The following is a 22,484-nucleotide window of genomic DNA, read 5'->3' on the forward strand; positions in this document are numbered from 1 at the left end:
AGAGCGGTCAGGCAGTAAGGGGTCGGTCCCCTCCCTGTCCTTCCGCAGCTTAGTCCCGCAAGCGGGGACCGCTCATTCCAACTGCCGACACCCGGCCCTCCTCTCGGAGGAACTCCTAGACCCCGAACGCCGACAACTGCCTCAACCCGATGGTGCGAGACGATGTTCCCGCAGGCCAGGCAGTTACCCCCACCACCACTACGCCGATGGCGAACGTGAGACGCCCGGAACTGCGTGTCGCCCCTCCCCACTAGGGATGTCTTACCCGTCAGGACCGACAGTCCATGCGGCGCGCACCGGTTCCCTCCGCTACGGGCGAACACTCTTGCGCCGCCGAACACGCCTTTACGCCCCCTTACCGGACACCGTACGCATCCGGACCGCGACGCTGCGTAACCCGGGCGGCCCTCGGACTGTTGCTCGTACATGGCCCCCACAGTTCCTCAGCCCCGGACCCCGGTCGAGCAGAGCGACCCGGTGCGGCAGTGGTACGAGAACGAGCTCGGCTGGGCGACCGCGCCCGGACCCGGTCCGGTACGTCTGGTGACGGGACTGCGCTTCGACGTCCTGGAGCTGCCCGCGGAGGCGGGCTTCGCGGCGCTGCGCCACCTCGGGCCGAAGGCTCCGGTGGCGCTGCGCGGGGAAACGATGCGCCTCTTGGTGGGCGCGGGAAGCGCGGACGAGCTGCCGGGACTGCTCGACTGGCTGGAGTGGGGGGACATCCCCCTCGACCTCACCGCCGTCGGAGCGGGCGGGCGCATCGACGCGCCCACGCCTCCGGGGTGGTCCGGCTCGCGGGGGGCCGCCGTCTGGCTGCGACCCCCGGAGCCCGGGTGCGAGGTGGAGCCGACGCTGCCGGCGCTGGTGTCCCTGCCCGCGGTGGGGGGAGGCGGGACCGCGCACCACAGCGACCCCGCCGTGGGCTCCGATCTCGTACGGCTCGTGGACACGGCGGCAACGCAGTGCCACCGGGTCCGGCTGCGACGTCGCAGCCGTCAGCCGTTGGCCTTCTCGTAGGCCTCGCGGATCGAGGCGGGAACACGGCCGCGGTCATTGACCTCGAAACCGTTCTCCTTCGCCCAGGCGCGGATCGCGGCGGTGTCCTGGCCACCGCTCGTCGACGCCGAACGCGCCTTGCCGCGGCCGCTCGAACCCCGGCCACCGGTACGCCGACCGGCCTTGACGAAGTCCTCCAGGGCGCCACGGAGCTTGTCCGCGTTGGCCGTGGTGAGGTCGATCTCGTAGGACTTGCCGTCCAACGCAAACGTCACGGTCTCGTCTGCCTCGCCGCCGTCGAGGTCATCGACAAGAAGGACCTGAACCTTCTGTGCCACCGGATTTCCTTTCATCGATAACTTCGAGGCCGGCCCGCACGGCGTACGCCGCCGATTCACCGGCCCCTGTTATATGCAGTACTGCAGTACGTCGGAAAGCAAACCGCTTTTGCACGAAAAACACAAACCCCTGGGAGAGACCGGAGACCCCGAGAGGCCTGGAAACATGCGCGTTTCGGACATAGGCCCCCAGGGCAGCGGGCCGCGCGGAATACCACGGCGGCGATCACAGATGCAGAAGCATCCGACTGTTGCCCAAGGTGTTCGGTTTCACTCGTTCGAGGCCGAGGAACTCGGCGACACCCTCGTCATAGGAACGCAGGAGCTCGCTGTAGACATCTGTGTCGACCGGAGTCTCGCCGATCTCCACGAAGCCGTGCTTCGCGAAGAAGTCGACTTCGAAGGTGAGACAGAAAACCTTCCGGACGCCGAGCCACCGGGCGGTCTGAAGCAACTTCCCGAGCAGCTGATGCCCCACTCCGGCGCCCTTGACCTCCGGATTCACCGCGAGGGTGCGTACTTCCGCGAGGTCTTCCCACATCACGTGCAGGGCCCCGCAGCCGACCAACTCGGCGTTGTCGTCCCGTTCCGCCACCCAGAACTCCTGGATGTCCTCGTAAAGCGTCACCGTCGCTTTGTCCAGGAGGATGCGCTCACGGACGTACGAGTCGAGGAGCCGGCGCACGGCCGGCACATCGGAGGTTCGCGCCCTGCGGACCGAGACCGCTTTTGCGCTGAGTTCGCTGAGTTCGGACCCCTCTGCTGCCATGAGCGGACGCTATCGCTCTGCGTCCGGCTCCGCGGCGCCGGGGTTCTCCGGGCCTTGGACGATACGCATGGCGTCGGTCAGGGCTTCGCGCTGTTCCGCCGACATCATCCCGAAGAAGGCGACGAGAGCGGCGGCGGGGTTGTCGCTCCGTGACCAGGCTTCGTTCATCAGTGCGGCTGCGTACGCGGCACGAGTGGAGACCGCCTCATATCGATAGGCGCGGCCTTCCGCTTCGCGGCGCACCCAGCCCTTCTGATGGAGATTGTCCAAAACGGTCATCACGGTGGTGTAGGCGATGGACCGTTCCTGCTGAAGGTCTTCCAGGACTTCTCGAACGGTCACGGGGCGGTTCCACTTCCACACCCGTGTCATGACGGCGTCTTCGAGTTCTCCCAATGGACGAGGCACAGCAGAACAATAGTGGGAGACGTCACTATTGGTGTGATGCGTACGGGACGTGGCGTAGGCCTAATCAGGCAACATTACGCAACAAAAAGGGCGTACGACTCGAAGGGGGGAACGAGTCGTACGCCGTCGTACGCCGTGGAGCGGGCGCGGTCGGGAGCCGGGCGGGATCACGCTCCGCCGGTCTTGGAGGCCTGGTGGAGGGCCTCGGAGCGGCTGATCGCGTCGGCCGCCGCGTCCTCCTTGGCCTTGTTGGCACCGCCCTGGGTCTTCACGATCGTCACGATGAGACCGCTGAAGAACACGGCCATCACTACGGGGGGCACGAGCGCGGAAACGTAGTCCATGCCCCCCAGAGTAGCTAGCCCGCGACGAGCTGCTGCGGCGGGCCCGCAGGGGGTGTGGGCGGCGTGGGGGATGCGGGAGGCGGGGGCGGTGGTGCGGATGGTGCCGGCGTCGGTGGTGCGGGGCGCCTGGGCGGGAAGACCTCGGCCGGGGTGGGGACCGGGCGGGCCGGTTCCTGCTCGGCGGCGCCGAGGCCGCCCGGCAGGGAGCGCAGGCGGGTGCGGGACGCGGGCACGGTGGGGCGTTCCTGGGCGGGCACCGGGAGGCGGCCTGCCAGGCGGGCGCGGACGGACCGTTCGGCGAGCGTCCGGCAGCGGTCGAGCAGGGCGGCGGCGAGGGGGTTGCCGCGTAGGGCGCGCAGGGCGGCGAGGTCGTCGGGGCCGGGCTGGTAGCCGGTCCCGAGTACGTCGCCCAGGAGGGCGAGGTAGCCGGTCGCGGTGCCGGGCAGCGCGGCCCGGTAGCGGGACAGGTCGGCCACGAGGAAGGCGCGGAGCCTCGCGCTCTCCCGCATGGCCTCGTCCACCGATTCGGCGAGGCGGAGACAGTCCTGGACGTCCTCGTCGGGGACAGGGCTGGGGTTCAGGGCGAGGGCCAGAGCGCGACGGAGCACACGCAGCTCCTCCGCGCTGAAGGCCATGCCGCCGCGGGATCCGTATGGCGTGGGCATGAGCTGACGATACGCGCCAAACGGACAAAATCGGCTTAACGCCAGTGTGTGTGGCGCGGCGGGGCGACGGGGGTTCGCCTGGGGGCGGGCGGGGCCGTGAGGCGCTTGGGGCGCGTCTTGAGGGCGGGGCCGTGGGGGTATGTCCGTGCTCGCCATCTTGGCGCGGGGCCTTGCTGCTTCGGCCCCCTCATGACCACCACTGTGCTCCGCGCGCACATACCCCCACGTCCCCTCAGGAGCGCGAGCGACTGCGGGCCGGCGCTGCTTCCTGCCTGTCCGTGTTCTGTCCGTGTTCTGTGCCGGGTAGCGGGCGTCCCCGCCCGCTACCGCCTTGAGGTCCCGCCCTGCTTCGAGGGGTCCGACGCCGAGTGACGGGCATCCCCGCAGAGATGGTCGGCGCGGAGCGGCGGGGTGGGGGGTGCCGCCGGGCACGGGGTCAGGGGCGGGAGACGTTGCGTTCGTAGACCAGGCGGAGCCCGATCAGCGTCAGCCACGGCTCGTGTTCGTCGATGACCGACGCCTCGCCCAGCACCATCGGCGCGAGGCCCCCCGTCGCGATCACCGTCACGTCGTCGGGGTCGCCGCCCGCCCCCACCAGCTCCCGCGCCATGCGGTTCACGACGCCGTCGACCTGGCCCGCGAAGCCGTACAGGATGCCCGCCTGCATGGCCTCCACGGTGTTCTTGCCGATGACACTCCGCGGGCGGGCCAGCTCGATCTTGCGGAGCTGCGCGCCCCGTACGCCCAGAGCCTCCACGGAGATCTCGATGCCGGGGGCGATGACGCCACCCGCGTACTCCCCGCGCGCGGAGACGGCGTCGAAGGTGGTGGCTGTGCCGAAGTCGACGACGATCGCCGGGCCGCCGTAGAGCTCGACGGCCGCTACCGCGTTGATGATGCGGTCGGCGCCGACCTCCTTGGGGTTGTCCATGAGGATCGGGACGCCGGTCTTGATGCCGGGTTCCACGAGGACGGCCGGCACGTCTCCGTAGTAGCGGCGCGTGACCTCGCGCAGCTCGTGCAGGACCGAGGGGACCGTCGAGCAGATCGCGATGCCGTCGATGCCGTCGCCGAGTTCCTCGCCGAGCAGCGGGTGCATGCCCATCAGGCCGTTGAGCAGCACGGCGAGTTCGTCGGCCGTGCGGCGGGCGTCGGTGGAGATGCGCCAGTGCTCGACGATCTCCTCGCCGTCGAAGAGGCCGAGGACGGTGTGGGTGTTCCCTACGTCGATCGTCAGCAGCATCAGTCGCGCACCGCTTCCCGCAGGTCCAGGCCGATGTCGAGGATCGGGGAGGAGTGGGTGAGGGCGCCCACCGCCAGGTAGTCGACGCCCGTGGCGGCGTACGCGCGGGCGTTCTCCAGGGTGAGGCGGCCCGAGGACTCCAGGAACGCGCGGCCGCCGACGATGGCGACGGCCTCCTCGGTCTCGCCCGGCGTGAAGTTGTCCAGGAGGATCAGGTCGGCGCCCGCGTCGACGACCTCGCGCAGCTGGTGGAGCGTGTCGACCTCGACCTCGATCGGTACGTCCGGGAACTGCTCGCGTACGGCCTTGAAGGCCTGCGCGACGCCGCCCGCCGCGACCACGTGGTTGTCCTTGACCAGGGCCGCGTCGGAGAGCGACATGCGGTGGTTGACGCCGCCGCCCATCCGTACGGCGTACTTCTCCAGGGCGCGGTAGCCGGGCGTCGTCTTGCGGGTGTCGCGGACCTTCGCCTTCGTGCCGTCGAGAACGTCCGCCCACGCGCGCGTGGCGCTCGCGATGCCGGAGAGGCGGCACAGGATGTTCAGGGCGCTGCGCTCGGCGGTGAGCAGGTCGCGGGTGCGGGTGGTGACGCTGAGCAGCACGTCACCCGCCTCGACGCGGTCGCCGTCCTCGACGTGCCGCTCGACCTCGAACTCCTCCTCGCACACCACGGAGACGACGGCCTCGGCGACGCGCAGGCCCGCGACCGTGCCCGCCTCGCGTGCGACGAAGTCGGCGGTGGCGACGGCGTCCTCGGGGATGGTGGCGACCGTCGTGACGTCCACGCCGCCCGCCAGGTCCTCCTCGATGGCCATGTGCGCGATGTCCTCGATCTGGAGGGGGTCAAGGCCCGCCTCGGCCAGGAGGCGCGCGAGAGCGGGGTCGAGGCCGCACTCCAGAGGGTCGAAGGCGTCCTCCCCGCCGCAGCCGCAGGCGTCGCCGCAGCCGCCGCCTGCTGCTGTGGGGGCGAGGGGGAGGTCGTCGGGGGTGCTCACGGTCACTGCTCCTGGGGACTGGGGCGGGTCGGGGGGAAGTCGTGGGTCTCGGTGGTGTGGGCGGCCAGGGTCCTGTCCGGGTTGAGGCGTACGACGATGTGGCGCCGCCAGGCCTCGTCGTCGCGGTCGGCGTGGTCCTCGCGCCAGTGGCAGCCTCGGGTCTCCTCGCGCCGCTGGGCGGCGGCCACCAGGACGCGGGCGACGCACAGGAGGTTGGTGGTCTCCCAGGTGTCGACGCCGGGCTCGGCCGTCTTGCCGTGCTCGGCGAGCGCCCCCGCGGCTTCGGCGTGGATGCGGGCCAGGCGGGCCGCCGCCTGAGTGAGGGAGTCGGCGGAGCGGAGCACTCCGGCGCCCTCGGTCATCACACGCTGGATGGCGAAGCGGGCCTCGGGCGGCAGCAGGGGGTGGGAAGGGGTCTCGGGGTGGGTGACGGGGTGCGGCACGCGCGTGTGGAGGGTGTTCCGCGCGTGTTCGGCCGTGATGTCCGCGGCGATGCGCTCGGCGTAGACCAGGCCTTCGAGGAGGGAGTTCGAGGCCAGGCGGTTGGCGCCGTGCACGCCGGTGCAGGCGACCTCCCCGCAGGCGTACAGACCCGGGACGGTGGTGCGGCCGTGCGGGTCGGTGCGGACGCCTCCGGAGGCGTAGTGCGCGGCCGGGGCGACGGGGATGGGCTCGGTGACCGGGTCGATGCCGTGGGCGCGGCAGGCGGCCAGGATCGTCGGGAAGCGGGTGGCCCACATGTCGGCGCCGAAGTGCCGGGCGTCGAGGTACATGTGATCGGTGCCCCGCTCCTGCATGCGGCGCGTGATGCCCTTGGCGACGATGTCGCGGGGTGCCAGCTCGGCCAGTTCGTGCTGGCCGACCATGAAGCGCACGCCGTCGGCGTCCACCAGGTGGGCGCCCTCGCCCCGCACCGCTTCGGAGACCAGCGGCTGCTGTCCCTCGGCGTCGGCGCCGAGGAAGAGCACGGTGGGGTGGAACTGCACGAATTCGAGGTCGGAGACCTCGGCGCCCGCGCGCAGGGCGAGCGCGACGCCGTCGCCCGTGGACACGGACGGGTTGGTGGTCGCCGAGAAGACCTGGCCCATGCCGCCGGTCGCGAGGACCACGGCGGGGGCGTGGACAGCGCCCACCCCGTCGTGCTGGCCCTCTCCCATGACATGCAGGGAGACACCGGCGGTGCGGCCCTCGGCGTCGGTGAGCAGGTCGAGGACCAGAGCGTTCTCGACGGTCGGTATGCCACGCGCGCGGACCGCCTCGACGAGGGCGCGGGAGACCTCCGCGCCGGTCGCGTCGCCGCCCGCGTGCGCGATGCGGCGGCGGTGGTGGCCGCCCTCACGGGTCAGCTCGATGGCTCCCCCGGGACCGGTGTCGAAGTGGGCGCCGGTCTCGATGAGGCGGCGTACGGCGCCGGGGCCCTCGGTGACGAGGGTGCGCACGGCCTCCTCGTCGCACAGGCCCACGCCCGCCACCAGCGTGTCGTCCAGGTGCTGTTCGGGGGTGTCGCCCTCGCCGAGCGCCGCGGCGATGCCGCCCTGCGCCCAGCGCGTGGAGCCGTCGTCCAGGCGGGCCTTGGTCACCACGACCGTGCGCAGGCCGGCGGCCGAGCAGCGCAGGGCGGCGGTCAGTCCGGCCACTCCGGAGCCGACGACCACGACGTCGGCGTCCAGGGACCAGCCGGGCGCGGGTGCGTGCAGCCGTATTCCGGTGGCACTCATACGGCGACTCCGAACGTCAGCGGGATGTTGTCGATCAGCCGTGTCGAGCCGACCTTGGCGGCCACGGCGAGGATGGCTTCTCCGGTGTGGCCGGGGCGTACGTCGGTGAAGTCGGCGGGGTCCACCAGCGCCACGTAGTCCAGCTCCAGCGGGGGGCGCAGGCGCGCGGCCTCGTCGAGGACGTGCCGGGCCGCCGCGACGACGGCGGCGGGTCCGCCGGGCGTCGAGGGCGCCGCGGACTGCGCCACGGCGTGGGCGTCGGCCGCCGCTCGGGACTCGCCCATCGCGCTGAGGGCGTCGGCCCGCGCGCGCGTGGCGGGCGCGCTGGCGGCACGCGCGCGCAGCGCCTCCTGCGCGGCATGCCGGTCGCGGCCCGCGAAGAGGGCCCGGGAGAGGGCGAGGGCGGTGCGCCGCTCGTCCGGCGAGAGGTAGCGGTTGCGGCTGGAGAGGGCCAGGCCGTCGTCCTCACGGACGGTGGGGACGCCGACGATCTCCACGGGGAAGTTGAGGTCGCGGACCATGCGGCGGATCAGGGCGAGCTGCTGGGCGTCCTTCTGCCCGAACAGCGCCACGTCCGGAGCGGTGAGGTGCAGCAGCTTGGCGACGACGGTGAGCATGCCGTCGAAGTGCCCGGGGCGGGTGGCGCCTTCGAGGACCGTGCCCATGGGGCCCGCGCCGACGCGGACCTGGGGCTCGCCGCCCGGGTAGACCTCGTCCACGGAGGGGGCGAACACGGCGTCCGCGCCCGCCTGCTCGGCGATCTTGACGTCGGCTTCGAGGGTGCGGGGATAGCGGTCCAGGTCCTCGCCCGCGCCGAACTGGAGGGGGTTCACGAAGACCGTGACGACGACCTCGCCGTCGGGGCCCGCGTCGCGGCGGGCGGCGCGGATCAGCGAGGCGTGCCCGTCGTGCAGGGCGCCCATGGTCATGACGACCGCGCGGCGGCCGCCTCGCGCGCGGGTGCGCAGGGACTCGGCGGTGTTCAGGAGGGTGGTGGGCGTGCTGTGCGTGCCGCTCATCGGGAGCCCCCTTCGGTCCCGGTTCCGCCGGCGCCGCCCGCGCCGTTGGCCAGCACACCGAGGAGGTCCTCGGCGAGCTCCGGCTTGAGCAGGCCGTGGGCGAGGGCCCGGTCGGCGGTGGCGCGGGCCATCGCGAGGTAGCCGGCGACGGTCTGGGGGGCGTGCTTGCGCAGCTCGGCGACGTGCGCGGCGACCGTGCCCGCGTCGCCGCGCGCGACGGGGCCGGTGAGCGCCGCGTCGCCCGAGCGCAGTGCGTTGTCCAGGGCGGCGCCGAGCAGCGGGCCGAGCATCCGGTCGGGGGCTTCGACGCCCGCGTCGCGCAGCAGGTCCATGGATTCGGCGACCAGGGTGACCAGGTGGTTCGCGCCGAGGGCGAGCGCCGCGTGGTAGAGCGGGCGGTTCTCCTCGGCGATCCACTCGGGCTCGCCGCCCATCTCGATGACCAGGGCCTCGGCGGCGAGCCGCAGCTCCTCGGGCGCCGTCACGCCGAACGAGCACCCGGCCAGGCGCTGCACGTCGACAGGGGTGCCGGTGAACGTCATGGCGGGGTGCAGCGCGAGCGGCAGGGCGCCGGCGCGCAGGGCGGGCTCGAGGACCTTGGTGCCGTACCGCCCGGAGGTGTGTACGAGGAGCTGGCCCGGGCGCACCGCGCCGGTCTCCGCGAGGCCTTCGACCAGGCCGGGCAGCGCGTCGTCGGGCACGGTGAGGAGCACCAGGTCGGCGCGTTCGAGAACCTCGGCCACCGGGACGAGGGGGACGTCGGGCAGCATGACGGCGGCCCGGCGCACTGAGGCGTCGGAAACCCCCGACGCGGCCACCGGGCGGTGCCCGGCGAGCTGGAGCGACGCGGCGAGCGCGGGGCCGACACGGCCCGCTCCCACGACTCCCACCGTGAGCCTCGCGGGGCGATCCCGCGGGTCCGGCTGATGCGATGCGTTCACGCGATGACGCCTTCCGTTCCAGTCCGCTCGGGGTACCGGACGATTTCTCGTCATGCTAACGCGATTGCCCGGCGCCGCGTCTTCCGCTGTCCACAGGCTGTGGTTATTCATATGACCGGTGGTGGCGGACGGGTCATCCTCGGGGGATGACTGCGAACGACGTGGACCAGACGCCCTCCGAGGACCGGCCGAGGGACGGTGAGCCCGACGGCCGGGCCAGGCACGTGGCGGCGGCGCGCGGCGCCGCCCGCACCCTGCACCGCTCCCCTCTCCACGTCCCCCTCACCGAACGTTTCTCGGCGCTGGCGGCGGCAGCCCCCGAGGTCGTCGGCGCGGACGAGGCCACGGATGTGTACGGGGACGGTGTCGTCGCCACGCTGGAGGACGAGGCCGCGCGTCTGCTCGGCAAGGAGGCTGCCGTCTTCTTCCCGACCGGCACGATGGCCCAGCAGGTCGCCCTGCGCTGCTGGGCGGGCCGCACCGGGAACGCGACCGTCGCGCTGCACCCCAAGGCGCACCCGGAAGTCCACGAAGGAGGCGCCTTCTCCGCCGTCAGCGGCCTGCGCACGGTGCACCTCACGGATGAGCCGCGGCTGCCCACGGCGGACGAAGTGCGGGACTTCCCCGAGCCCTTCGGGTCGCTGATGCTCGAACTGCCGCTCAGGGACGCCGGTTTCGTCCTGCCGACGTGGGAGGAGCTCAAGGCGGTCGTGGAGGCGGCGCGTGAACGGGACGCGGTCGTACATGTCGACGGCGCCCGCCTGTGGGAGTGCGCGCCGCACTTCGGCCGTCCCCTTCCCGAGATCGCGGGCCTGGCGGACACCGTGTACGTGTCGTTCTACAAGTCCCTCGGAGGGCTGAGCGGCGCCGCGCTGGCCGGGCCGCGCACGCTCGTCGAGGAGGCGAGGGTGTGGCGTCACCGGTACGGAGGGCAGCTGTTCCAGCACTTCCCGGCCGCGGTCTCCGCCCTGTTGGGTCTGAAGCACACGCTGCCGCGGCTGCCCGATTACGTCGCCCACGCGCGCGTGGTCGCCGAGGCGCTGAGCGACGGGTTCACGGCCGCCGGGGTCGCCTGGTCCCGCGTTCACCCGCGACGGCCGCACACCCACCAGTTCCAGGTCTGGCTGCCGTACGCGCCCGACGTGCTGGACGAGGCCTCGCTCGGGCAGGCCGAGGAGACCGGGACCCTGCTGTTCGGCCGCTGGTTCGCGGACGGGCCGCCCGGCCTCTCGGTCACGGAGGTCACCGTGACCGAGGAGGGCCTTGGCTGGACGGCCGACGACGTCAAGGAAGCGGTCGCGGACTTCGTGCGACGGATCCCCCGCTGAGGCGCCCGCCGCGGGCGAGCCGGGCCAGGGCGGCGCGGAGCCTGCCGTGGGCGGGGCGTTCCTCCATGACGGCACGGAAGCGGCCGTACTCGCGCACCTCGCGGACGGCCTGCCAGTCGTTCCGGCCCGGCGCGGGCGGCGTCGGGCCGCCCTGCTGGGCGGCGCGGTAGGTGTCGAGCAGGTACTGCTGGGTGACGCTCATGACGTTTCGCCTCTCGGGATAAATGTTATTTAACGGGCATCGCGGGGCCGTGGGATCCCCGTGCCGTGCGGACAGCTGAAGGGAGGGGGCCCGGAGACCTCGCGGCTCCGGTGATGACCACAGATTGCTCCCGCCGGCCCGTCCCCGTCGCGTCGATTGACGGCGCTCGTCAATCGACGGCGGCGCTGTCAGTGGCGCGGTGCACCATGGGGGCCATGAGCGTGAGCATCGACATCAGCGGCCTGTCGCGGGAGCGGATCCACGTCGTGCCCTCGCCCCTGGGCGAGCTCGGCATGGCGCTGCACGCACTGTCGGAGCCGGGCCACCACCCGGGGCTCCAGGGCTGGGCGACGGCCGTCTCGGCGCGCCTGGACCCCTGCCTGGCGGACCGCATGTGCGAGGCCGACTTCCTGTGGCGTACGACGTTCTCGGACGTGTTCGCGCCGTTCGCCGGCATCCAGGGAGCGAGGGCCCTGCCGGGCGCCACGCTCACCGAGGAGCTCGACCAGCTCGACCAGCTGACGGACGAGCAGTTCGTCGACGCCGCCCTTGAGTTCACCTGCCAGTCGACGTACTCGGACCCGGACCGCAATCTGTTGTCCGATCCCGCCGTGCAGCAGCGCGCGCTGGATCTGGCCGCCGCGCGCGGCCCTCACCAGGTGCGGTTCACCAAGCGCCTGCTGGACGACCCGCCGGTCGTCCGCGCGTGGCTCCGGGCGCTCCTGGAGGACTGCGACGAGGCGTTCTTCGCCGACACCTGGGCCCGTGTGAACCACCAACTGGCCGCGGACGCCCGGCACAAGACGGAGCTGCTGCGGCGCAAGGGCCTCGCGGAGGCCCTGAAGGCGATCTCCGGGGCGGTCTCCCTGGACGAGGACGCCCGGGTCATCACCGTCGACAAGATCAGCGAAGGGCGGACGACGTCGGGCACGGGCGGCCTGGTGCTCGTGCCGACGAGTCTCGGGTGGCCGCACCTCATGGTCCTGCACCGCAAGGGCTGGCAGGCCGCGATCACGTACCCGATCAGCACCTCGGGCCTCACCGCACCGCCGACCGTGGAGCAGCTGACCCGCCGCATGTCGGCGCTCGCCCACCCGGTGCGGATGCGGCTCTGCCGGCACCTCGCGCGCGGGTCGTACACCACGGGCGAGCTGGCGGACGCGCACGGCATGACCGCGCCGGAGATATCCCGGCACCTGACCGTCCTGAAGAAGGCGGGCCTGGTCACCACGCGCCGCCGCGGGCGCTATGTGCAGCATCAGCTGGACATCGGCGTGGTGTCCCGCCTCGGCAGCGACTTCATCGAGGGCGTGCTGCGCTAGGAAGCGCCCCCGGCCCGTACGAGGCCCGTCTCGTACGCGAGGACGACGACCTGCACCCGGTCGCGCAGGCCCAGCTTGGTCAGGATGCGGCCGACATGGGTCTTCACGGTGGCCTCCGAGAGCACCAGCCGGGCCGCGATCTCGCCGTTCGACAGGCCCTGCGCGACGAGCACCATCACCTCGCGCTCACGGCTCGTGAGGCGCTCCAGCTCCTGGTGCTGCGGCTGCCCGCCCGCGTTCGGCAGCATCGGCGCGAAACGGTCGAGCAGGCGCCGCGTGGTGGACGGCGCGACCACCGCGTCACCGCTGTGCACGGAGCGGATCGCGGCGAGCAGCTCCCCCGGGGGCACGTCCTTGAGCATGAACCCGGAGGCGCCCGCCTTCAGCCCCGAGAAGGCGTACTCGTCGAGGTCGAAGGTGGTCAGGATCAGCACCTTCGGCGGGTTCGCGTCCTGGCAGACGCGCCGGGTCGTCTCGACGCCGTCCAGTTTCGGCATGCGTACGTCCATCAGCACGACGTCGACCTTGGTCGAGCGCAGCACCTCAAGGGCCTCGACGCCGTCACCCGCCTCGGCGACGACCTCCATGTCCGGCTGCGCGGCGAGCACCATCCGGAATCCGGTGCGGAGCAGCACTTGGTCGTCGACGAGCATCACGCGGATCGACATCTTGGAGTCCCTTCGGGGGTCAATGCGGGGGGCCAGCACCGGTGACAGGTGTCATCGCCGGACATGCGAGATCAGTGTGCTGGTTTGAGGGGCAGCAGCGCGCTGATCCGGAAGCCTCCGCCAGGACGCGGCCCCGCGTCCAGCGTGCCGCCGACCATGCCGACGCGCTCACGCATGCCGATCAGACCGTGCCCCCTGCCGTCGGCGCCGCCGTCCTCGTACAGCTCGTGCGGGGCGCCCTTGCCGTCGTCCTCGACGAGCAGCCCCAGGCCGTCGTCGAAGTAGACCAGGCGCACGCTCGCGCCCGCGTTCTCGCCGCCGTGCTTGCGCGTGTTCGTCAGCGCCTCCTGCACGATGCGGTACGCGGTGAGCTCCACGCCGCTGGGCAGCGGGCGCGGGGTGCCCTCCACCTTGTAGTCGACGGGCAGACCGGCCGTGCGCACCTGTTCGATGAGCTCGTCGAGCTGCTCGACGTCGGGCTGCGGAACGTACTCGGAACCCTCCTCGGGCTCCCCGGTGCGCAGCACTCCGAGCAGGCGGCGCATCTCGGCGAGCGCCTGGCGGCCGGTCCCCGAAATGGTCTCCAGGGCCTTCTTGGCCTGGTCGGGCGCGGTGTCCAGGACGTACGCGGCGCCGTCGGCCTGGACGACCATCACCGAGACGTTGTGCGCGACGACATCGTGCAGTTCGCGCGCGATACGGGCCCGCTCGGCCGCCACCGCGACCTTCGACTGCGCCTCGCGCTCCTTCTCCAGCCGGTCGGCGCGCTCCTCCAGCTGCGCCAGGTAGGCGCGGCGGGTGCGGATGGAGTCGCCGAGGACCCAGGCGAGCGCGAAGGGGACGATCTGGAAGATCGTGAAGAGGACGCTGCCGAATACGGAGACGTTCCCCGCGGACCAGCGCATCATCGACAGCGGCGCCGCGCACAAGCCGCCCACCAGGGCGAACCGCGAGGCCCACTGCGCCCCGTCGGCCGCCGCGGTGTAGATGATCACGAGCATGGCGAAGTTCGCGGGCATCGTCTCCACGTCGAAGACGAGCTGGAAGACGCCGATGACCGCGACGAGGACCAGCATCGGCTCGGTCGCCCGCCGGCGCAGCGCGACCGCCAGGCAGAGTCCGAGGGCGACCGGGACCGCCAGGAGGGTCGGCTCGTGTCCGTTCCCGCCGGACATCGACACCAGACCGAGCCCGGAGATCCCGAGCAGGACGAAGGCCCAGAAGCCGTCGACCCATGTCGGGTGTCTGCGGAGGAAGTCATAGAGGCGCTGCACGTAACCCAGCGTAGGCAGGCCCGTGGCACCCCGGGGTCAACCGGAGGTGCGATCCGTATCGAGCGGGTGTACTCCCCAAGGTGGAGGTCCCCTTAGCCTGCGGTCTGTGACGAACGACGACCGCGCGCCGGGAACAGGCGCCCCGCGGGGCTGGCGCGAGGCCGCGGAGGCCGCCCTGTACGGCCCTGACGGCTTCTATCGCGGCCCCGGGGGACCCGCCGCGCACTTCCGCACCTCCGTCCATGCCTCGCCCCTTTACGCCGCCGCCGTGGCCCGCCTCCTGTGCCGGGTGGACGAGGCGCTGGGCCACCCGGAAGAGGTCTCCTTCGTGGACATGGGCGCGGGCCGCGGCGAGCTGACGACGGCCGTCCTGGCGGCGCTGCCCGCCGACGTGGCGGCACGCGTGCGTGCGTACGCGGTCGAGCGCGCGGAGCGCCCCGTGGGCCTCGACCCCCGTATCGCGTGGCTGCCCGCGCCGCCGGCCGGTGTGACGGGCCTGCTCTTCGCCAACGAGTGGCTGGACAACGTCCCCGTGGACGTCGCCGAGGTGGACGGCGACGGAACGGCGCGCCGTGTCCTCGTACGCGATGACGGCACCGAGGTGCTCGGCGGTCCCGTCGAGGGCCCGGACGCCGCGTGGCTGGCGCGCTGGTGGCCGCTGGACGCGGAGCCCGGACTGCGCGCGGAGATCGGCCGCCCCCGGGACGAGGCCTGGGCGGTGGCCGTGGCGACGCTCACGCGCGGCCTCGCGGTCGCCGTGGACTACGCCCACGACCGGGGGTCCCGCCCGCCCTTCGGGACGCTCACGGGCTTCAGGGCGGGCCGGGAGACGGCACCCGTGCCGGACGGCGGCTGCGACATCACCGCGCATGTGGCGCTGGACGCCTGCGCGGGTGAGGGCGCCGCACTGCTCACCCAGCGGGCGGCGCTCGGCGCGCTCGGGGTGAGCGGCGGCCGTCCCCCGCTGTCCCTGGCCTCCGAGGACCCGGCGGCGTACGTACGTGCTCTCACGCGCGCGGGAGAGGCCGCGGAACTCACCGCGCCCGGCGGGCTCGGGGATTTCCGGTGGCTGCTCCAGCCCGTCGGCGTCCCCGAAGGCACCGCGCTACTTGTCGATGTCGCCGACCACGAAGAAGAGTGACCCGAGGATCGCCACCATGTCCGCGACCAGCTGTCCGGGAAGCAGCTCGGCGAGGGCCTGGATGTTGTTGTAGGAGGCCGAACGCAGCTTCAGGCGGTACGGGGTCTTCTCGCCCTTGGAGACCAGGTAGTAGCCGTTGATCCCGAGGGGGTTCTCGGTCCACGCGTACGTGTGGCCCTCGGGGGCCTTGAGGACCTTCGGCAGCCGCTGGTTGATCGGTCCCTGCGGGAGCTCCGCGATCCGGTCCAGGCAGGCGTCGGCGAGGTCGAGGGCGTTGTGGGTCTGCTCCAGGAGGCACTCGAAGCGGGCCAGGCAGTCGCCCTCCTGGCGCGTGACGACCTTCAGGGTGTCCTGGAGTTCGGGGTACGCGAGGTAGGGCTCGTCGCGGCGCAGGTCGAAGTCGACGCCGGAGGCGCGGGCGATGGGACCGCTCACTCCGTAGGCGTGCGCCGCCTCGGGGGTGAGGACGCCGACGCCGCGCGTACGCCCCCGGAAGATCTCGTTGCCGAGCACCAGACGGTCGTACACGTCCATGCGCGAGCGCACCGACGCGACGGCCTCCCGCGCGCGGGAGGTCCATCCGGCGGGCAGGTCCTCCTTGAGGCCACCCACGCGGTTGAACATGTAGTGCATGCGGCCGCCGGAGATCTCCTCCATCACGTTCTGGAGCTCCTCGCGCTCACGGAACGCGTGGAACACCGGGGTGATCCCGCCCAGTTCCAGGGGGTAGGACCCGAGGAACATCAAGTGGTTGAGCACGCGGTTCAGCTCGGCGAGCAGCGTGCGCGTCCACACCGCGCGCTCGGGGACCTCCATGCCGAGCATCCGCTCGACGGCCAGCACCACGCCGAGTTCGTTCGAGAACGCGGACAGCCAGTCGTGGCGGTTGGCCAGCATCACGATCTGCCGGTAGTCCCGCGCCTCGAAGAGCTTCTCGGCGCCACGGTGCATGTAGCCGATGACCGGCTCCGCGTGCTGGATGCGCTCGCCGTCCAGGACGAGGCGCAGGCGGAGCACACCGTGCGTGGACGGGTGCTGAGGGCCGATGTTGAGCACCATGTCGGTGCTCTCGGCCGCGCCGCCGATGCCGAGCGTGGTCTGCGTGGTGGTCTCCGTCGTGGGACTCATGGACACAGTCTCTCGCACGCTCCCCGCGCGTACGCGACCGTCGGGCCCACGCGGCTGTCGGAGGGCGTACGTAGGCTGGGGGCATGGAAACGGGGACGGCAGGGACCGCTGGACCGGCGGGGGCGCGGGTCGAGCCGGTGTGGACGGGCCTGCCACGGGGTCTGCTGAAGATGCGGCGGCTGCTGCTGGTCGCCTGGCTGGTGCCGCTCGCGGCGGCGGTCGGCGTGCTGCTCGGCCTCTTCGCCGGCCCGGCGTGGGCGGCCTTCGCGCTGCTGCCGCTGGCCCTGGTGGCGTGGGGCTGGCCGATGCTGGGGCGCAACTGGCGCTCGTGGCGGTACGCCGAGCGCGACGACGACCTGCTCATCAGCCGGGGCGTGCTGTGGCGCGAGGAGACCGTGGTGCCCTACGGCCGGATGCAGCTCGTCGAGGTGACGTCGGGGCCCGTGGAGCGGCACTTCGGCCTGGCGAGCGTGCAGCTGCACACCGCTGCCGCCGCCACCGACGCACGTATCCCCGGGCTGCTCCCCGAAGAGGCCGAGCGGCTGCGCGACCGCCTCACGGAGCTCGGCGAAGCCCGATCGGCGGGCCTGTGAGCGGCGAGGGGCCGGTCCCGGGCGGCGGGGCCTCGGGCGGCGTGCGGGAGGCTTCGGACGGAGCGGTGGAGGCCGGGGCCGTGACCGAGCGGCGGCTGCATCCCGTGACGCCGCTGCGCCGCGCCTGGGCGCCCTTCGCGATCCTGGTGGGCTGGGCCGTCCACGACCCGAACGGCACGCAGCAACGCCTGTCCGCGCTGACGACCACCACCCTGCTCCTGGGCTGCGCGGCCGTGGTCCTCGGCGGCGCCGCGTACGGCTTTCTGAGCTGGTGGTTCACCCACTTCGCGGTCACCGACACCGAACTGCGCATCCGCACCGGCCTGTTCTTCCGGCGCACCGCCCACATCCGGCTCGACCGGCTCCAGGCCGTCGACGTGACGCGTCCGCTGCTCGCCCGCATCGCGGGGGTGGCCAAACTGAAGCTGGACGTCGTCGGCGCGGACAAGAAGGACGAACTTGCCTACCTCGGTGAGCGCGACGCCGCCGCGCTGCGGGCCGAACTCCTCGCGCGGGCGGCCGGTTTCGCCCCCGAGGAGGCGCGTGAGGTCGGTGAGGCGCCGGTGCGCGGCCTCCTTCACGTACAGCCACGCATGCTCGCCCTCTCCCTGATGCTGACCGGCGCGCCCTGGGCGATGCTCGTCGCCGCGGTCGCCGTGCCCGCCTTCCTCTGGTTCGCCACGCACAACCTGTGGACGGTCCTCGCCACCGGACTGCCCATGCTGGGCGGCGCGTTCGCGAGCAGTGGCGGCCGGTTCATCAAGGAGTACGACTGGACGGTGGGCGAGTCCCCGGACGGCCTGCGCATCGACCACGGTCTGCTCGACAAGGCGCACGAAACGGTGCCACCGGGGCGGGTGCAGACCGTGCATGTCGTACAGCCACTGCTGTGGCGGCGGCGCGGCTGGGTGCGGGTCGAGCTGGACGTGGCGGGCTCGGCCAACAGCGTGCTGGTGCCGGTCGCGCCGCGGGAGCTCGCCGAGGCGGTGATAGCACGGGTGCTGCCGGGCGCGCGCGTGCCGGATGCCGCCGAGCTGTCGCGGCCTCCCGCGCGCGCGGCGTGGTGCGTACCGCTCTGGTGGAAGGGTTACGGGCTCGCGGTCACGGACGCGGTCTTCGCGGCACGGCACGGCCTGCTCAAGCGCCGCCTGTCGCTGGTGCCGCACGCCAAGGTGCAGAGCGTGCGACTCTCGCAGGGGCCGTGGGAGCGGTACAGGGGTGTGGCCGACGTACGGGTGGACACGGGCGCCAACAAGACGGTGACGGCACGGCTGCGGCCGGCCGCGGAGGCGGCGGCCCTCCTCCAGTCCCAGGCGTCCCGCTCCCGCACGAGCCGCAAAGAGGCCCGCCCGGACCGCTGGATGACCAAGTAACCCGGCCCGCCAAAGCAGCGCCCCATCAGGGGCGCGGGGAACCGCGCGACCAGCCACACCCGACCCGCAGCCGACAACCCCACCCGCCGACCCCGGCCAAGGCCATCACCCCGCGGAACCCTCGGAGCACTACGCCCGGAGGGCCGTCCGCAGCACCCCCACGTCGATCTGCTCCGTCTCGTCATGCGCCGTCAGATCGATGACCTGCCCCACGCCCCGCGCCGCATCCCCCGCGGGCGCGTCCTTGAACTCCGCCTCGGTCTCCGCCTTGTGGACCGCGAGGGCCTCCTCACCCACCACATCGGCGAGGTCCGCGTTCTGCACGGACTCCAGCGCGGCCGGAGCCGCGCCCTTCGTGCCGAAGAAGTCGAATCCGCCCTGCGGCGCCTGGCGCCGGGCCTGAACAGGCGGCGCGACGGCGACCGCGCGCTCGTGCCCGCCGATTCCGTCGGCCGCCCCGGGCTTCCCCCGCGACTCGTCCTCCGCGTCCGGCCCGGCCTCCGGCTCCGACCGTGCCTGCGACCGCGGCTCGGGCGCCGTCCGGGAAGCCATGCGGTCGAGCGCCGCATTGGCCAGCACGAAGAGCGACGGCGTCGGGACCCCGTCCAGCCGCACGGAAGGCTCGGCGGCCTCCTCCGGGGACGGCGAAGCGGCGCGCTCCGCAGCCACCGCCGGACCCGAAGCCCGCACCGGCGCCCCCGCCCGCACAGCAGGCACCAGATCCGCGGCGCCACTACCGCCACCGGCAGCGGCACCGACGCCGGACGCCGGCAGCGCCGGTGCCGTGGACGACGCCTCTATGGCAAGCAGCCGCCGCCCCTCCAGGGCGCTGGCCCGCTCCGTCTCGGCGGTCGCGTACCGCCGCAGGAGCGCGGCGTGTTCGTTGCGCAGCGCGGCCAGCTCGGCCCGCTTGGCGCGCAGCTTCGTCTCCAGCTTGCCCCGCAGCTCGCGGGACTCCTCGAGGTCCGACTCGGCCTCGGCTATCCGTTCCTCGTAACGCCACTCGTCGCTCGCCCGCGCGCGCGTGAGCTCGGCGACGCGCTTGCCCGCCGCCTGGTCCCAGCGGCGCATGACGACCGAACCGACGACGGCAGCGGCGGCCGCGGCCGCGACGAGCCCGCGGAGCACGACCGGTTCCGCGAACATCCAGGCGCCGCCGGCGCAGAGAACGGAAACACCGGCGACCGCCGAAGGGGGAAGCAGCCTGTGCAGGGGTGGGGAATGGCGGTGACGTCCACGTGGCATGGCCAGAAACTTACCGCGCGTAGACGAAGTCTGGTGCCCTGCCCGCCAAAAAGCAGGTGCCACATCGGTAACTCGCCACAACTCCCCATCCTTCCTCCGCTTTGCCCGAGCGGCCGACTTCCGCTTCACCATCGGAGCCACCCGGGCGATTCCTTGATCAACTTCCGATCAGGCCCTTCGACTCCAGATACTCCCGCGCGACATCCGCTTCCTTCTGACGCTCCTCGTCGACCTTCCGGTTGAGTTCGATGAGGTCTTCCGTCGTGAGCGTCTTGGTCAGCTTCGCGAGCGCGTCGGCTATCTCCTTGCCGCCCGCTTCCTCGGCGTTGACGACGGGAAGGATGTTGTCCGCGTTCTGGAGCTTCTTGTCGTCCTCAAGGATCACGAGGTCGTAGTTCTTCAGCGTCGCGTCGGTCGTCGTGGTCAGCACCAGCTGGTCCGTGCCGTTCTTCACGGCCTGCTTGGACTGCGTGGTCCCGACGCCCTTGGGGTCGATTCCGGCGACATCGATCCCGTACTTCTTCTTCAGGCCGGGCGCGCAGAACGGCCGCGACTCGCATTCGTCGCCCGCCGCGATCGTGACCTCCTCGCCCGACCTGCCGAGATCCGACAGCGTCTTGAGCTTGTGCTTCTCGGCGTATTCCTTGGAGACCGCGAACGCGTTCTGGTCGACCGCCTCGCCCGCCGGGAGCACCTTCAAGCCCTGCGGCTTCGCGAGCTTCTCCAAGGCGCGCACCGTGGCGTCGAGATCACTGGAGGCGACGGCCTCGGCCTTCGGGCCGTTCTTCTCCAGGTTGAGGAATTCCGCGAGCGTCGCCGCGTATTCGGGCGCGACGTCGATGGAGCCCTTCCTCAGTTCGGGCTTGTAGATCTCGCGGTTCTGCACGGTCTTGACCTGCGTGTCATATCCGGCTTCCGCGAGAACGCCCGCGTACAGCTCGGCGAGGACCTTCTGCTCGGTGAAGCGCGCCGAACCCACCACGAGTGAGCCCTTCTTGCCGTCACCCACCTTGTCCGAGCCCTTGCCCTCGCTCTCCAGGCTCTCCCCGCCGCACGCGGCGAGCCCCGCGGTCAGCGCCACGACGGCCGCGGCCGCCCCTGCCATCCGTCGCGCGCGACGCGTTGTGCTGTTCATCGGTGAACCACCATTTCGAAAGAGAATGACGACAGAACTCACGGGGCCGGACGCGCACCTGGAAGACGACCAGGACTCACCGCACCGCACCGCCCGACCGCCGCATCGGGTCGAAGACGCGCCCCGCCACCACCAGGACCCCCTCCACCAGCAGGGCGAGCAGCGCGACCAGGAAGGCGCCCGCGACCACTTGGGGGGTGTTCTGGAGGTTGAACCCGGCGGTAATGATCCGGCCGAGACCGCCCTCGCCCGCCATCGCGGCGAGCGTGGCCGTCGCGACGACCTGCACCCCTGCGGACCGGACGCCGGTCATGATCAGCGGATACGCGAGTGGCAGCTCGACCCGCGCGAACAGCTGTCCGCCGCTCATGCCCATCCCGCGCGCGGCCTCCACCACCGCCCGGTCCACCTCGCGCATCCCCAGGTAGGCGTTGGTCAGCAGCGGCGGCACGGCGAAGAGGACCAGCGCGATCAGCGTCGGCGCGTCGCCGTGCTCACCGAGCGGGGTGAGCGTGAGCAGGATCAGCAGGGCCAGCGTGGGCACCGCCCGACCGACGTTGGAGATATTGACCGCGAGCGCCCCGCCCTTGCCGATGTGGCCGAGCCAGAGCGCGAGCGGCAGCGCGATCAGGCAGGCGACGGCGAGGCAGACCCCGCTGAAGTACAGGTGTTCGGCCAGGCGGTGCCACACCCCCTTCTCGCCCTGCCAGTTGGCGCCCGTGGTCAGCCAGTCGTACGCACCCGTGATCGCGTTCATACCGGCTCAGCCACCTTGGCCACGGCCGCCGCGCGCCCGGTGCGGCTCGTGCGTATGCGAGGGGCCCTCGTCCAGGGCGTCAGCCACCGCTGGAGGGCGAGCAGCAACAGGTCGGCGACGACGGCGAGCAGGACGCACAGCACGGATGCCGTGAGCACCTGGGCCTTGAAGGTCGTGTCGAGGCCGTCGAGGATCAGGGTGCCGAGGCCGCCGTAGTCCACGATGGCGCCGACCGTCGTCAGGGCGACCGTGGAGACCGTGGTGATGCGGACGCCGGCCAGCAAGGCCGGGAGCGCGAGCGGCAGTTCCACCTCCCACAGGAGCCTGAGCGGGCCGTACCCCATCCCCTTGGCGGCGTCCCTGGCCTCGTCGGGGACGGCCTGGAGCCCGGCCAGGATGTTCCGCACGAGGACCGTGAGGGAGTACAGCACCAGGCCCGTGACGACCAGCGAGGCGGAGAGTCCGAAGAACGGCAGGAGCAGCGAGAACATCGCGAGCGAGGGCACCGAGTACAGCACGGTCGTCACGCCGAGGATCGGTCCCGCCAGGAAGCGCCACCGCCGCGCGAGGAGCGCGAGCGACAGGGAGACGGCGAGGCCGATCGCCACCGAGGCGAGCGTGATCCCGATGTGCTGAAGGGTCGCGTCGGTCAACTCCTGGCTGCGCGTGCGGAGGTACTCCCCGCAGATCCAGTCGTTCGTCACCAGACAGTTCTGCTCGGCCACGCGGCCACACCTCCCCCGAATCCCCGGACGTATGCCGCACACACGTCCCCCCGTGTCTGGCGACCCTAACGCGCGGCACTGACAATCGCCGAGAGCCGTTGTACGGCCGCAACATGGCCGTGCACGGCCGCAACAGGGCCGTCACACGCGGCCCTCC

Annotated in this window: 24 protein-coding genes; 6 read left to right on the top strand and 18 right to left on the bottom strand. The window is 72.1% G+C overall.

Translation table 11 applies throughout. The features are described from left to right. The first annotated feature begins 426 nt into the window (after positions 1-426). Positions 427-1,017 (top strand): SCO3374 family protein, encoded by a 591-nt coding sequence (locus ACF062_RS21385; protein ID WP_223776007.1) that lies wholly within the window; start codon positions 427-429, stop codon positions 1,015-1,017. On the opposite strand, the gene ACF062_RS21390 is transcribed toward ACF062_RS21385, so the two are convergent. From ACF062_RS21390 to ACF062_RS21435, 10 genes are all read right to left on the bottom strand, one after another. After that, positions 996-1,334 carry an Lsr2 family protein gene (locus ACF062_RS21390; protein ID WP_392140323.1) on the bottom strand — a complete coding sequence of 113 codons (339 nt, stop codon included), beginning with the start codon at positions 1,332-1,334 and terminating at the stop codon, positions 996-998. The two genes, ACF062_RS21385 and ACF062_RS21390, sit on opposite strands and share 22 nt — an antisense overlap. 226 nt (positions 1,335-1,560) lie before the next feature. Next, a complete protein-coding gene (locus ACF062_RS21395; RefSeq protein ID WP_223776005.1) occupies positions 1,561-2,103 on the bottom strand; it encodes an amino-acid N-acetyltransferase in 543 nt (180 codons plus the stop codon). 9 nt (positions 2,104-2,112) lie between these two features. Next, a complete protein-coding gene (locus ACF062_RS21400) occupies positions 2,113-2,511 on the bottom strand; it encodes a BlaI/MecI/CopY family transcriptional regulator (RefSeq protein ID WP_356582520.1) in 399 nt (132 codons plus the stop codon). A 167-nt stretch (positions 2,512-2,678) separates the two neighbouring features. Beyond that, entirely contained in the window at positions 2,679-2,855 is a 177-nt protein-coding gene (locus ACF062_RS21405; protein ID WP_392140325.1) for a hypothetical protein, read from the bottom strand. Positions 2,856-2,869: 14 nt separating this feature from the next. After that, positions 2,870-3,520 carry a hypothetical protein gene (locus ACF062_RS21410; protein ID WP_392140327.1) on the bottom strand — a complete coding sequence of 217 codons (651 nt, stop codon included), beginning with the start codon at positions 3,518-3,520 and terminating at the stop codon, positions 2,870-2,872. 436 nt (positions 3,521-3,956) lie between these two features. Then, complete coding sequence (locus ACF062_RS21415; protein WP_230902134.1) at positions 3,957-4,763, bottom strand: type III pantothenate kinase; 807 nt, start codon at positions 4,761-4,763, stop codon at positions 3,957-3,959. After that, a complete protein-coding gene (nadC, locus tag ACF062_RS21420) occupies positions 4,763-5,758 on the bottom strand; it encodes a carboxylating nicotinate-nucleotide diphosphorylase (protein WP_392140329.1) in 996 nt (331 codons plus the stop codon). Before nadC ends, ACF062_RS21415 begins: the two co-directional genes overlap by 1 nt. A 2-nt stretch (positions 5,759-5,760) precedes the next feature. Then, positions 5,761-7,476, bottom strand: a complete 1,716-nt coding sequence (locus ACF062_RS21425) for an L-aspartate oxidase (protein ID WP_392140331.1) — start codon at positions 7,474-7,476, stop codon at positions 5,761-5,763. Next, a complete protein-coding gene (gene panC, locus ACF062_RS21430; protein ID WP_392140333.1) occupies positions 7,473-8,495 on the bottom strand; it encodes a pantoate--beta-alanine ligase in 1,023 nt (340 codons plus the stop codon). Before panC ends, ACF062_RS21425 begins: the two co-directional genes overlap by 4 nt. Next, complete coding sequence (locus ACF062_RS21435) at positions 8,492-9,490, bottom strand: Rossmann-like and DUF2520 domain-containing protein (protein ID WP_392140335.1); 999 nt, start codon at positions 9,488-9,490, stop codon at positions 8,492-8,494. Before ACF062_RS21435 ends, panC begins: the two co-directional genes overlap by 4 nt. A gap of 92 nt (positions 9,491-9,582) precedes the next feature. Between ACF062_RS21435 and ACF062_RS21440 the strand changes: the two genes are divergently transcribed. Continuing rightward, complete coding sequence (locus ACF062_RS21440; RefSeq protein ID WP_392140337.1) at positions 9,583-10,764, top strand: threonine aldolase family protein; 1,182 nt, start codon at positions 9,583-9,585, stop codon at positions 10,762-10,764. Here the strand turns inward: ACF062_RS21440 and ACF062_RS21445 are convergent. After that, positions 10,721-10,966, bottom strand: coding sequence for a hypothetical protein (locus ACF062_RS21445; protein ID WP_320590297.1), 246 nt, complete (start codon positions 10,964-10,966; stop codon positions 10,721-10,723). The genes ACF062_RS21440 and ACF062_RS21445 overlap by 44 nt on opposite strands. A 215-nt stretch (positions 10,967-11,181) precedes the next feature. Here ACF062_RS21445 and ACF062_RS21450 point away from each other — a divergent pair, with 215 nt between their 5' ends. Continuing rightward, positions 11,182-12,288: a DUF5937 family protein gene (locus ACF062_RS21450; protein WP_392140339.1), complete on the top strand. Its 1,107-nt coding sequence runs from the start codon at positions 11,182-11,184 to the stop codon at positions 12,286-12,288. Here ACF062_RS21450 and ACF062_RS21455 read toward each other — a convergent pair. Continuing rightward, positions 12,285-12,956, bottom strand: a complete 672-nt coding sequence (locus ACF062_RS21455) for a response regulator transcription factor (protein WP_223775994.1) — start codon at positions 12,954-12,956, stop codon at positions 12,285-12,287. The genes ACF062_RS21450 and ACF062_RS21455 overlap by 4 nt on opposite strands. 71 nt (positions 12,957-13,027) lie before the next feature. Next, positions 13,028-14,230, bottom strand: a complete 1,203-nt coding sequence (locus ACF062_RS21460; protein WP_356580902.1) for a sensor histidine kinase — start codon at positions 14,228-14,230, stop codon at positions 13,028-13,030. 106 nt (positions 14,231-14,336) lie between these two features. Here ACF062_RS21460 and ACF062_RS21465 point away from each other — a divergent pair, with 106 nt between their 5' ends. Further along, positions 14,337-15,371 carry an SAM-dependent methyltransferase gene (locus tag ACF062_RS21465; protein WP_392140342.1) on the top strand — a complete coding sequence of 345 codons (1,035 nt, stop codon included), beginning with the start codon at positions 14,337-14,339 and terminating at the stop codon, positions 15,369-15,371. On the opposite strand, the gene ACF062_RS21470 is transcribed toward ACF062_RS21465, so the two are convergent. Next, positions 15,336-16,499, bottom strand: coding sequence for an NADH-quinone oxidoreductase subunit D (locus ACF062_RS21470; RefSeq protein ID WP_392140344.1), 1,164 nt, complete (start codon positions 16,497-16,499; stop codon positions 15,336-15,338). The genes ACF062_RS21465 and ACF062_RS21470 overlap by 36 nt on opposite strands. A gap of 83 nt (positions 16,500-16,582) precedes the next feature. On the opposite strand from ACF062_RS21470, the gene ACF062_RS21475 reads away from it, so the two are divergent. Together ACF062_RS21475 and ACF062_RS21480 are read left to right on the top strand one after the other, a co-directional pair. After that, positions 16,583-17,092 carry a PH domain-containing protein gene (locus ACF062_RS21475; RefSeq protein ID WP_392140346.1) on the top strand — a complete coding sequence of 170 codons (510 nt, stop codon included), beginning with the start codon at positions 16,583-16,585 and terminating at the stop codon, positions 17,090-17,092. 41 nt (positions 17,093-17,133) lie between these two features. After that, positions 17,134-18,465, top strand: coding sequence for a PH domain-containing protein (locus ACF062_RS21480; RefSeq protein ID WP_392141180.1), 1,332 nt, complete (start codon positions 17,134-17,136; stop codon positions 18,463-18,465). A gap of 129 nt (positions 18,466-18,594) precedes the next feature. Here ACF062_RS21480 and ACF062_RS21485 read toward each other — a convergent pair whose 3' ends face one another. The 4 genes from ACF062_RS21485 to ACF062_RS21500 form a co-directional block, all read right to left on the bottom strand. Continuing rightward, positions 18,595-19,710 carry a hypothetical protein gene (locus tag ACF062_RS21485; RefSeq protein WP_392140348.1) on the bottom strand — a complete coding sequence of 372 codons (1,116 nt, stop codon included), beginning with the start codon at positions 19,708-19,710 and terminating at the stop codon, positions 18,595-18,597. 157 nt (positions 19,711-19,867) lie between these two features. Next, positions 19,868-20,845 carry an ABC transporter substrate-binding protein gene (locus tag ACF062_RS21490; RefSeq protein ID WP_392140349.1) on the bottom strand — a complete coding sequence of 326 codons (978 nt, stop codon included), beginning with the start codon at positions 20,843-20,845 and terminating at the stop codon, positions 19,868-19,870. Positions 20,846-20,921: 76 nt separating this feature from the next. Then, entirely contained in the window at positions 20,922-21,602 is a 681-nt protein-coding gene (locus tag ACF062_RS21495) for an ABC transporter permease (protein ID WP_392140351.1), read from the bottom strand. Further along, on the bottom strand, positions 21,599-22,327 hold the full coding sequence (locus ACF062_RS21500) for an ABC transporter permease (RefSeq protein WP_392140353.1): 729 nt from the start codon (positions 22,325-22,327) through the stop codon (positions 21,599-21,601). Before ACF062_RS21500 ends, ACF062_RS21495 begins: the two co-directional genes overlap by 4 nt. Positions 22,328-22,484 lie beyond the last annotated feature (157 nt).

It is taken from the genome of Streptomyces sp. NPDC015345 (assembly GCF_043078805.1).
GTDB lineage: Bacteria > Actinomycetota > Actinomycetes > Streptomycetales > Streptomycetaceae > Streptomyces.